The sequence below is a fragment of the Vibrio sp. genome (assembly GCF_048266485.1).
In the GTDB taxonomy this organism is placed as follows: domain Bacteria; phylum Pseudomonadota; class Gammaproteobacteria; order Enterobacterales; family Vibrionaceae; genus Vibrio.
Window position 1 is genome coordinate 205,578 of the sequence record NZ_JBLWZK010000002.1, and the last position, 11,706, is coordinate 217,283.

Consider the following 11,706-nt stretch of genomic DNA (forward strand, 5'->3'; position numbering starts at 1 on the left):
GTTGCGAGGCAGCCTATTAAGCCGTCATCCCTGAGGAGCCTAAGCGACATCAGGGATCTATGTCCAGCACGTGGTGAGTAGATTCCGGCTCTCGCTTAGGCTCGGCCGGAATGACGGATAGGGGTTCGACCGGAATGACGGATGGGGTTCGGCTGGAATGACGTTTTTTGTTGCGAGGCAGCCAATTAAGCCGTCATCCCTGAGGAGCCTAAGCGACATCAGGGATCTATATTCAGCGCGTGGTGAGTAGATTCCGGCTCTCGCTTAGGCTTGGCCTGAATGACGGATGGGGCTCGGCTGGAATGAGGGACTTTTTGATATTTGTGTTGAGTGTAAAAGTAAAGATAGTCCAAAAGTAGACACGTCATCCTGAAAAGCGACGTAGGAGCGCCGTTCAGGATCTCCCACAGCGTGTTGATATTGAATTATTCTGTTGGTGAGTAACGTGTGGTAGGAGATCCTGAACTACGTTCGTGCCTCACTATTCAGGATGACGGAGTTTATTTTTTTCGCATTCGGATCTCGTAACGGTTTTTTACAGCGCGTAGAAAAGCTTTTACTTGCAGCAAAGTGTTCTCGTTACTCATCACTATTTTTACAGTACTCTGGCGTCTCATAACATTCTTTTCTCATCTTCACCGCATACCCATACGCCATCATCCCACCAATCACATTTCCTACAGCAATACCAATAAACAGGCCTTCCACGCCATTCATTTGGCTGCCAACCCAAGCGCACGGCAAGGTAAAAATAAACAAACGTGCAAAGTTCCACATAAAGGCTTTAACCGGCAAATGCATGGCGTTCAAGCAACTGACTAACATCATCACAATGCCTTGAAAGCCGTAACTGATTGGCACCACAATGAGAAAATGCCATAGCAAGTCTTGTACTGCTTGTTCTTGGCTAAACATGGCGGCAATTGGCATACTTAATGGCACCATTAAGACAAACAAGCCTAATTGAAATATCACCGTAAACCGCATGGTTAAAAATAAGGCGCTGAAGCTGCGCTCTGGTTGATTGGCACCGATATTCTGTGCAATAAAAGGAGTGAGTACTGACCCGAGCGACATCAGCACGAGGATCATCAGTGATTCAACCCGTTGTGCTGCACCATAAGCGGCGACGGCTTCGGTACCAAAACTGGCTAGCATTATCATTAAAATGGCACCGCAAAGTGGGTTCATGGCGCTGGACAATGCCGCTGGAGTGCCAATTTTTAAGATCTGACCCCAATCTTGCCACACTCGCTTTAATTGTGGTGGGGCCAGTAATTTTTCTCGTTTAATCAACACATATAACGCGGCACATAATGCCCCAAACCAACTGATGGCACTGGCAATGGCGGCACCTTGAATGCTCAGTTCAGGAAACGGCCCGTAGCCAAAGATTAACAGCGGATCCAACATTCCATTAATTAGCCCTGCCGTCATCATGATTTTAGCGGGGGTTTTGGTGTCTCCCGTGGCGCGAATGACACTGTTTCCAGCCATAGGGATCACTAAGAGCGGAATGGTGGCATACCAAATTTGCATGTATTGCTTGATAAGGGGCAGTAAATCGTCGGTTGCACCTAGCATGCGAAATAGTGGCTCGATGGTCAGTAACCCGAACGTAGAGGCGAGTGTCACTAATAAAACGGCGAGAATAAGGCCATGAGTGGAAAAGCGCGCAGCATTACGAGTATCACCTTGACCAAGCAAGCGTCCAACATTAGCAGATAAACCCATGCCAATGCCTAATGTAATACAACTCACCCCAAAAGTGACAGGGAAAGTAAAGCTGATCGCGGCAAGCGCGTGAGTACCAAGCAGTGAGATAAAAAAGGTATCGACTAGGTTAAAAGTTAAGATCGCCAATAACCCAACCACCATAGGTAAGGTCATGGTTTGTAATACTTGGGGAATTGGGCCAGTCAATAAGCCGTGTTTATCTTGCATGGAAATGATTCGCTGGTGATGAAGAGCTTAGGATAAGGCTTTTTGGTACTTGTGACTAGGGTAAAGCGATATCCGGGAGTCGAGGACGTTTCACTCGGGAGCCGAGGAGAAGTAGCGTGTTCATTTGTTTCGTTTCTCGTAGCTCGGTCGCTTGGCTGCTCGTGATTAGGAAAAGCGTAAGGTATGAGCCGAAGTTTAAATATGCCGTCATCCCCTACATGAGCCAAAGCGAAGAAGATAGGGGATCGACTAAAAGCGTGTCGAATCGTTCAGTTAGTAATAATTTACTGCGTGTTGTGATTAGATTCCCGCTCTCGCTAAGGCTCGGCAGGAATGACGTTTTTATTGCAGATTTCGTGTGGCGTATAAAAGTAAAGCGATCGCTGTTTGCTCTTCCTAGGAACCAGGAACTAGAAACTAGGGACTTTTACTTCTATTCGAGCCACGATCAGCGAAGCGCCCGATATACAAGAGACGAATACTCTACTCATAACTTTCTTTATTCTGATCCCCATCACAATTTTTTTCGCCTCACCCCTTGGGTTTTGCTGTTGGCCCCCCAACATATTCAAGCAGACCGATACAAATAGATCGGTGTCTTTAACTTTTCTATGAACATCTAATCAGGAGAGATGCACAGATGAACATTCGTCCTTTACATGACCGAGTTATCGTTGAGCGCCAAGAAGTAGAATCAAAGTCTGCTGGTGGCATCGTATTAACTGGTTCAGCTGCGGAAAAATCAACACGCGGCAAAGTTCTAGCTGTCGGCAAAGGTCGTATTTTAGAAAATGGCACAGTTCAAGCACTTGACGTAAAAGTGGGTGATACGGTGATCTTTGCAGAAGGCTATGTAACCTCTGAAAAAATCGATGGTAAAGAAGTATTAGTTATGTCTGAAAATGCTATTTTAGCCATTATTGACTAAGACAAATAACTTCTGAATTCAAAACCAAACGCATTCAATAGATTTTATAAGGAATAAGAACATGGCTGCAAAAGACGTAAAATTTGGTAATGATGCTCGCGTAAAAATGCTTGAAGGTGTGAACATCTTAGCGGACGCAGTAAAAGTAACATTAGGCCCTAAAGGTCGTAACGTCGTACTCGACAAATCTTATGGCGCACCGACGATCACTAAAGATGGTGTGTCTGTGGCTCGTGAAATTGAATTGGAAGACAAATTCCAAAACATGGGCGCACAAATGGTGAAGCAAGTCGCTTCTCAAGCAAATGATGTAGCCGGTGACGGTACCACTACGGCAACGGTTCTTGCACAATCTATTATCACTGAAGGTCTGAAAGCGGTTGCTGCGGGTATGAACCCAATGGATCTAAAACGTGGTATCGATAAAGCAGTAACAGCAGCCGTTGAAGAGCTTAAAGGGCTTTCTAAAGATTGCTCAAACAGCACTGAAATCGAACAAGTGGCGACTATCTCTGCAAACTCTGATAGCTCAGTGGGTAAAATCATTGCTGAAGCGATGGAAAAAGTAGGCCGTGATGGTGTTATCACTGTTGAAGAAGGTCAAGCGCTACAAGATGAGCTAGACGTAGTAGAAGGTATGCAGTTTGACCGCGGTTACCTATCGCCTTACTTCATCAACAACCAAGAAGCAGGTAGTGTGGATCTAGACAATCCATTCATCCTTTTGGTTGATAAGAAAGTTTCAAATATCCGTGAATTGCTTCCAACACTAGAAGCGGTTGCAAAAGCGTCTCGCCCATTATTGATCATCGCAGAAGATCTAGAAGGTGAAGCACTAGCGACTCTCGTTGTGAACAATATGCGCGGTATCGTGAAAGTGGCTGCAGTGAAAGCTCCTGGCTTCGGTGACCGTCGTAAAGCGATGCTACAAGATATCGCAGTTCTAACAGCGGGTACGGTTATCTCTGAAGAAATCGGTCTTGAGTTAGAAAAAGCGACACTTGAAGATCTAGGTCAAGCGAAGCGTGTGACGATCACTAAAGAAAACACCACTATCATCGATGGTTCTGGTGAAGAAGAAACGATTCAAGGTCGTGTTGCACAAATTCGTCAACAAATCGAAGATGCAACGTCTGACTACGACAAAGAAAAACTTCAAGAGCGTGTAGCGAAATTGGCTGGCGGCGTTGCTGTCATTAAAGTTGGCGCAGCAACTGAAGTAGAAATGAAAGAGAAGAAAGACCGTGTTGAAGATGCACTTCACGCCACTCGCGCTGCGGTTGAAGAAGGTATTGTTGCCGGTGGTGGTGTTGCATTGATTCGCGCTGCTTCTAAAGTGGTTGGCCTTGAAGGTGACAATGAAGAGCAAAACGTGGGTATCCGCGTTGCACTTCGCGCTATGGAATCACCAATTCGTCAAATTACTAAGAATGCTGGTGATGAAGAATCAGTGGTTGCTAACAATGTTCGCGCTGGTGAAGGTAACTACGGTTACAACGCGGCTACAGGCGAATACGGCGACATGATCGCAATGGGTATCCTAGATCCAACTAAAGTTACCCGTTCAGCTCTTCAATTCGCTGCATCGGTTGCGGGTCTTATGATCACAACAGAAGCGATGGTAACAGACAAGCCACAAGATTCTGCTCCTGCAATGCCTGATATGGGCGGTATGGGTGGAATGGGCGGTATGGGTGGCATGATGTAATCTGCGGATTACTTGCTATCTAAATCTCTCATAGCTAAACATATATAGAGAAGCATATTAAGGCTCACAGCTTAGGTTGTGAGCCTTTTTTATTATCGTTTTTAAGCATTATTTTAGGTCTTCTGCGATTTTGTCTGTTTTTTATGTTAATTTTTTGTTTGTAGCTACTGTGTTGGTGTGTGTTTATAGGGATGAAATTATTTTGGCGATGCAGATAAAAAACCTTATTGATAATTGTTATGGGTTGCGAATTGATGATTGGACGATGGAAACAGGTCAGCATTGGGGGATATTTTCAACCTATAGCCATGCCGGCTCCTTGCTTGGTCGTTTGTTAGTCGATGATCTCAAACTAGAACAAGCAGAGATTGAAGGTCGACCTAATAAAGTTGGCTGGGTTTCTTTGTATCTTCAACAGCAGTTGCTTGAAAAAGAATTAGCAGATGATGACACGGATTTTATGGACCGTTTGGATTTCGGTTCGAGTGTCGAATCATTGGTTTCGGAAGCGTGCTGCAATTCTGAACAACTAGAGAGCTTGTTAGTGTTAACTGATCTGGTTCATCTACGTCAGCGCGGTTTTCGTCAGCTTTCGACTGGCGAAACCCGTCGAGTTATGTTGGCCCGAGCGCTGGCAATTGAGCCTGAATTATTAGTACTTGATGAGCCTTACGCTGGACTTGATATTGACCATCAACAGCAATTATCCCAATTACTACAAACCCTTTCGACATCAATCCAATTGCTTATCATTACTTCCCGTGAAGATGAATTACCAGGCTGTATTACTCATGTGGCGATGTTTAATGTCGAAGTCGATAACGCGAGTAATATCATTCATCGTCTAAGCGATCCTATGACTATCAGTGAATGGCATGACCATCCAGTCATGGCTCAGCTCAATGCTCTCTCGCAGCAACGTAGTCAGCAAGTACTTGAACTAATTAAGCAGCAGCGTTATCAAGCCAAATATCCCGATCCTCTAGTGGAGCTTAAAAATGGCAAAGTCGAATATACCGATGGTTTAATCTTCAAAGAGGTGAATTGGCGAATTAATAACGGTGAACATTGGCAAGTACGTGGTCCGAATGGCTGTGGTAAAAGTACCTTGCTTGGTTTGATTCTTGGCGACCATCCACAGTGCTATAGCAATGATATAACCTTATTTGGTAAACCTCGCGGCAGTGGCGAAACGATTTGGCAGGTAAAAGAGCAAATCGGCATCGTGTCATCCGCTTTACATTTACAGTATCGGGTCAATTGCAGCGCCATAGAAGTCTTGCTTTCCGGTTTCTTTGATTCGATAGGCCTCTATCAAAAACCAAGTAAAAAGCAGATGGATTTAGCTAAAGATTGGCTGGCGATTCTACATATGGATTCATTTGAGAGAACCGGCTTTAAACAACTCGATTATGGCCAACAGAGGTTGTTATTAATTGGACGTGCCTTGATTAAGCAACCTGTGTTATTGATTCTTGATGAACCTTATCAAGGGTTAGATTTTATTAATCGTAAGTTGGTGATGAATACTCTCAATATGATTGCTGAAGAGAATTTGAGTCAGATTCTGTATGTTTCTCATCATAGCGATGATGCATTGCCGGCGATCCGTAACTATGTGGACTTTGTTGGGAGTTCAGATATGGGATACCAAGTTGAAATTAAACCAGTGTAATCACACTTTTTCTTCCTAGTCGATTACTTGACTATATCTAAATTAAATGCCAAAAACACATTTACTAATGATAAATACATGTGTTTTGTGCATGATCTGTATGCGTTGTTATCACTGTTTTTAATAAGGTTAATTACTTATACTTTCAGTATATTCAACTCTTCGTACTTGAAACTGCAGTTTTGTTGACGGCGTTCATTCGTCCTCCTATTTCGTTATAAAAAAGTTATAGGCGAGCTATGCTCATGGGGCCTCATTCACTTGCTCCTCACTGCAATTCCAATTACTTGAGCATAAATCGAATTGCTAACTCACACGTTGGAGATGTTATGTTTAAAGCTTTAGTTCTTAATCAAGAAGACAAACGTACAATCGCGAACATTGAAACACTCGATGAAAGCCAATTGCCGGAAGGTGAAGTACTGGTAGCGGTTGATTACTCTTCAATTAACTACAAAGATGGCCTAGCCGTAACAGGTAAAGGCAAAATCATTCGTAACTTCCCAATGGTACCTGGCATTGATTTTGCCGGTACGGTTTTAGCGTCTCAAAATGATCGTTACTCTGAAGGTGATAAAGTCGTTCTAACGGGTTGGGGCGTTGGTGAAAACCATTGGGGCGGCATGGCTGAAAAAGCACGCTTAAAAGCCGATTGGTTAGTGCCATTACCGCAAGGTTTTGATCCTAAACAAGCCATGATGATCGGTACTGCTGGTTTCACTGCCATGCTATGTGTACAAGCCATTTTAGATTCGGGTGTAAAACCAGAAGATGGTGAGATCCTAGTAACCGGCGCAAGTGGTGGCGTAGGTTCAGTTTCTGTCACTTTATTAAGCCAACTTGGTTATAAAGTCGCGGCAGTAACTGGACGTGTAGAAACCAACGGCCCTTGGCTTGAAGCGCGTGGTGCCTCTCGTATTATTGACCGTTCAGAATTTGAAGAACCAGCTCGTCCGCTTGAAAAACAAGTGTGGGTGGGAGCGATTGATACTGCGGGTAGTAAAGTGCTCGCTAAAGTGTTGGCTCAGATGGATTACGATTCTACCGTGGCGGCATGTGGCCTAGCAGCTGGTTTTGATCTACCAACAACGGTGATGCCTTTCATCTTACGCAATGTGCGTCTACAAGGTATCGATTCGGTCAATTGCCCAGCAGAAAAACGTATTGCCGCGTGGAATAAATTGGTTGAGATTCTGCCAGCAAGTTACTTTGATCAAGCCTGCTCAGAAATTACGTTAGAAGAAGTACCACAATACGCAGAAGACATTACTAATGGTCAAGTGACTGGTCGTGTTGTGGTTAACGTCCGAGGCTAGAACGCTACGCTTGTTCGTTTCTTGTTACTCGATTTTGGTTTTTTGAGTAATGAGAAAAGTAAAATAGTAATGTATTTAATTGATTATAAAGCCTTGCAGTGCTTTGACATGAGTCGCTGCTTGGCTTTTTTCTTTTCGAGTCACGAGCAGCAAAGCGCCCGAGCCACGAGACTCGATACTCTTTTCCTAGAAACCAGAAACCAGAAACCAGAAACCAGAAACCAGAAACCAGAAACCAGAAACCAGAAACCAGAAACCAGAAACCTTTAACCCCTTTATTCTATCCCCATCACCTTAACCCTTTCAGCGATTAACTTACCACACTCTTGTTTTAACACTCCTCTAAGCCACTGTTGTGAGGCGGCATGATCACAACGAGAATGCCAAATTAACGAGTAATCGAATGGGGTTAAATTAAAAGGTAGTTGCTTAATCACTAGGTTGTAACGCTTTGCCACTAGGTAGGCGAGATCGGCGGGCACGGTGACAATTAAAGGTAAAGTATCCATCACCGCTAATGCCGCTTCTAAATGATAAGAGCGTAGAACCCAATTAGGGCTAGGGTAGTCAGAAAGTGCTTCATCTATTAGAGCTTTAACCCCATCACTGATCGCAATCATCGCATGTCGGCTATTTAGATAATCATCCAATGTCAGTTCAACATTGGCTAGTGGATGGTTATTCGACAATAGGCAAAAGACGCTGACTTTGCCGAGAATATCACTGTGCAGTGGCGCAACAGAATAGGTTGGGCGGCAGATTGCGATATCGGCACCTTGGGCCGTTAACTGATGGATGAGGTTATTATGTTGCAGCGGAACGAGTTCAAGTTGTAGGTTAGGTGCTTCTTGATAAATACGCGGCAAAGCAAAGGGTAGAATGGTTTGCATTGCATAATCAGTAGTCGCGATGGTGAATTTTTGGCGGCACGCTTTGGGCTCAAATTCTTGAGGGGATAAGATATCGCGGATATTCTCAAGTGGTTGAGTAAGCGATTGATTAAAATCCAAAGCTTTTTGAGTGGGAATAAGGTGTTGTCCTTGACGAGTAAATAAAGGATCGTCGAGTAGTACTCGCAAGCGACCTAAAACTCGGCTCATGGCAGATTGACTAAGATTAAGGCGCTGTGCTGCTTTACTCACCGAGCCTTCTTCAATTAATACTTGTAAGGCAATAAGCAAATTAAGATCGCGACGATAAATATCTTCCAATTCCATAGTGCAGCCTTATTAAGATAAACGAAGGTCGATGGGGGTTTTACTCGCCTCACCACCCACTTCTCGTGCCAGTTTAGGAACTAGGTAGCCTGATACCTGTTTGAGCAATTCCGACATAATTTGTCTCGCTTTCTCATCTGACACATAAAAGTGAGCCGCGCCTTGTACTTTATCTAGCAAGTGTAAGTAATAAGGTAGAACACCCGCATGAAATAAAGCGTGGCTTAATGCAGCTTGAGCCTCGACCGAATCATTAATCCCTTTTAATAACACACTCTGGTTAAGTAAGTGCACACCAACTTGGCGTAGCTTGTTTAAACTGGCATTTAGTTCATCATCTATTTCATTAGCGTGATTAATATGCGTCACCATCACGACATTTAAGCGAGTGTGTTGGAGGAGTTGGCATAAGTCATCGGTAATGCGCGATGGGATCACTACCGGTAAACGGCTATGAATTCGTAGCGTTTTGATGTGTTCGACTTGAGCGATATTTTCGATAAGCCACTGTAATTCACTGTCTTTAGCCATTAATGGATCGCCGCCTGACAAAATCACTTCATCGAGTTCAGGATGCGAAGCAATGTAGTCTAGGCTTTGTTGCCAAGTGGTTTTATTGCCTTTGTTGTCTTGGTAGGGAAAGTGGCGACGGAAACAGTAGCGGCAGTTAATTGCGCAACCACCTTTTACGATCATCAGTACTCGACTGCGGTACTTATGTAATAAGCCGGGCAGCACGTTGTCTTGCTCATCTAGTGGATCGGTTGAGTATCCATCATGCACTTCAAATTCTTCATTTAAAGGCAATACTTGGCGTAATAAAGGATCGTGTGGATTGCCTTTTTCCATTCTATCGACAAAACTTCTAGGGACGCGTTGGGCAAATAGCTGACGTGCTTTCATCCCCGATAACCACGGTGTAGGATCGATTTCCAATAACTCAAGCAATTGTATGGGATCGGAAATTGCTTGTGCTAATTCGGTTAACCAAGAATTTTGTCGAGTTGGATCATTTTGTCGGGCATTTGTCGAGGTTTTACACCACTTTTGCTCAACAGAAATGACTTTTCGGGTTATCATATCGGGCATTAAATTGAACTCGAAGAATAATAGAGGAAATCATGGCGACAGTTAGCACCAATGAATTCAAAGGCGGTTTAAAATTCATGTTGGATAATGAGCCTTGCTCAATCATCGAAAATGAATACGTTAAGCCTGGTAAAGGGCAAGCGTTTAACCGCGTTAAGCTTCGCAAACTTTTGTCTGGAAAAACGTTAGAGAAAACGTTCAAGTCAGGTGAAAGCTTTGAACTGGCTGACGTAGTTGATGTAGAACTAGGTTATCTATATAACGATGGTGAATTCTACCATTTCATGAACAACGAAACCTTTGAGCAAATTGCAGCAGACGTGAAAGCAGTCGGCGATATGGCTAAATGGTTAGTTGAAAATGACGTTTGTACTCTAACGTTGTGGAATGATACCCCTATCTCTGTGACTCCGCCAAACTTTGTTGAGCTTGAAGTAACAGAAACTGATCCTGGCCTTAAAGGCGACACTCAAGGTACGGGCGGTAAGCCTGCCACATTGAGTACTGGCGCAGTCGTTCGCGTACCACTATTTATCGCGATTGGTGAAGTAGTGAAAGTGGACACGCGTACTGGCGAATATGTTGGTCGTGTGAAGTAATATTTTACGTTTCTCGTAGCTAGGGCGCTTCGCTGCTCGTAGCTCGAAGAATGGCAAACGGGCCGCTGAATTTTCAGCGGCCCGTTTTTTGTTTAAGGGAATAAGGGAATAAGGGAATAAAGTTATTAGTCACTATTAACGAGAAACGAAATAAAATGATGTCATCCTGAACTGCGCTCCTTCGTCGCTTTTCAGGATGACGAGCTAACTTTAGGTATCTTTTTTGCAGGCGATTTGAAACACCGAACAGGTAACAAAATCCCGTCATTCCTGCCGAGCCTAAGGCGAGAGCGGGAATCTACTTAGCACGTGCTGTGTATAGATCCTCGATGTCGCCTAGGCTCCTCAAAGATGACGACTGTTTTTTCGAGTTACGAGAAGCAAAGCGCCCGAGCCACGAGTATCGAGATCTTATTCCTAAAACAAAAAAAGCCAGCAAAAATGCCGGCTTTTCATTTTGTTACGAAGCTTTCTTATAGTAAGAAAATATAAGCAATCGCGAGAACAGAGACAATGGCGGCGGCTGCGTAACAACCAATTTTACCTAGGATCCCTGTATGGAATTTTAGGTCGTGCATGCCGTGATGAACACGGTGCATTGCATGCCACATTGGTAGTGCAATTGAGGCGACAATAAATAGACCACCAATAATGCTACTTGCAAAGGCATGGGCGCGCACAAAATTAAAAGTGCTCGAATCAAACATACCTAGTGGCATCAAGATACCCAGTACTAAAATCGTTACTGGTGTGATCATGGCAAACCAAGTACCGCCAGCACCAAATAGTGACCACCAGATTGGCTCATCAGAACGTCTTGGGTTTGGATTAATCATGTCTTCTCTCCTACACCAATGCCAATACAATCAGTGAGATCACAGCAACTGCACCCCATTGTGTGGCAATAATCATTTTCGGCTCTACTAATTTGCCACCTAAACGGATAGGCATCACTTGTGGCATCATGCTAAAGAAAGTTGCCGCATGGAATAAACTACCGACTAATGCCACGATGTTAATCGCGATCACTAGTGGGTTTTGCATAAAGTGTTGCCACTCTACCCAAGCCATAGGGCCTTTCACTAAGCTTGCTAGACCGCAAAGCATGAACAAGGTAAATAGAATTAACGGCAGTACCGTTGCTTCACGAACCATGTAAAAACGGTAGAACGGATGCTTGCTCCACCAAGTACGATTCATAGGACGAACGTAAGGCTTACGATTGCTCAT

10 protein-coding genes are annotated in these 11,706 nt (G+C 44.0%); 5 read left to right on the top strand and 5 right to left on the bottom strand.

All coding sequences use genetic code 11. The annotated features are described in order from the left end of the window. Window positions 1–579: 579 nt before the first annotated feature. Window positions 580–1,944, bottom strand: a complete 1,365-nt coding sequence (locus tag ACN0T8_RS05590; protein WP_417879665.1) for an MATE family efflux transporter — start codon at window positions 1,942–1,944, stop codon at window positions 580–582. 640 nt (window positions 1,945–2,584) lie between these two features. Here ACN0T8_RS05590 and ACN0T8_RS05595 point away from each other — a divergent pair. The 4 genes from ACN0T8_RS05595 (at window position 2,585) to ACN0T8_RS05610 (ending at window position 7,571) form a co-directional block, all read left to right on the top strand. After that, window positions 2,585–2,872 carry a co-chaperone GroES gene (locus tag ACN0T8_RS05595; protein ID WP_417879666.1) on the top strand — a complete coding sequence of 96 codons (288 nt, stop codon included), beginning with the start codon at window positions 2,585–2,587 and terminating at the stop codon, window positions 2,870–2,872. A 61-nt stretch (window positions 2,873–2,933) separates the two neighbouring features. After that, window positions 2,934–4,580, top strand: a complete 1,647-nt coding sequence (groL, locus tag ACN0T8_RS05600) for a chaperonin GroEL (RefSeq protein ID WP_417879667.1) — start codon at window positions 2,934–2,936, stop codon at window positions 4,578–4,580. Window positions 4,581–4,788: 208 nt separating this feature from the next. Further along, window positions 4,789–6,255, top strand: coding sequence for an ATP-binding cassette domain-containing protein (locus ACN0T8_RS05605; RefSeq protein ID WP_417879719.1), 1,467 nt, complete (start codon window positions 4,789–4,791; stop codon window positions 6,253–6,255). A 329-nt stretch (window positions 6,256–6,584) separates the two neighbouring features. Beyond that, window positions 6,585–7,571, top strand: a complete 987-nt coding sequence (locus ACN0T8_RS05610) for an MDR family oxidoreductase (RefSeq protein WP_417879668.1) — start codon at window positions 6,585–6,587, stop codon at window positions 7,569–7,571. A 275-nt stretch (window positions 7,572–7,846) separates the two neighbouring features. Here the strand turns inward: ACN0T8_RS05610 and ACN0T8_RS05615 are convergent, their stop codons facing one another. Then, window positions 7,847–8,788 (bottom strand): LysR family transcriptional regulator, encoded by a 942-nt coding sequence (locus ACN0T8_RS05615; RefSeq protein ID WP_417879669.1) that lies wholly within the window; start codon window positions 8,786–8,788, stop codon window positions 7,847–7,849. 12 nt (window positions 8,789–8,800) lie between these two features. Further along, on the bottom strand, window positions 8,801–9,877 hold the full coding sequence (gene epmB / locus ACN0T8_RS05620; protein ID WP_417879670.1) for an EF-P beta-lysylation protein EpmB: 1,077 nt from the start codon (window positions 9,875–9,877) through the stop codon (window positions 8,801–8,803). A gap of 32 nt (window positions 9,878–9,909) precedes the next feature. Between epmB and efp the strand changes: the two genes are divergently transcribed. Then, window positions 9,910–10,476 (top strand): elongation factor P, encoded by a 567-nt coding sequence (efp, locus tag ACN0T8_RS05625; RefSeq protein ID WP_417879671.1) that lies wholly within the window; start codon window positions 9,910–9,912, stop codon window positions 10,474–10,476. 473 nt (window positions 10,477–10,949) lie between these two features. Here the strand turns inward: efp and frdD are convergent, their stop codons facing one another. Together frdD and frdC are read right to left on the bottom strand one after the other, a co-directional pair. Beyond that, entirely contained in the window at window positions 10,950–11,312 is a 363-nt protein-coding gene (frdD, locus tag ACN0T8_RS05630) for a fumarate reductase subunit FrdD (RefSeq protein WP_417879672.1), read from the bottom strand. 10 nt (window positions 11,313–11,322) lie between these two features. Beyond that, window positions 11,323–11,706 (bottom strand): fumarate reductase subunit FrdC, encoded by a 384-nt coding sequence (gene frdC, locus ACN0T8_RS05635; protein WP_417879673.1) that lies wholly within the window; start codon window positions 11,704–11,706, stop codon window positions 11,323–11,325.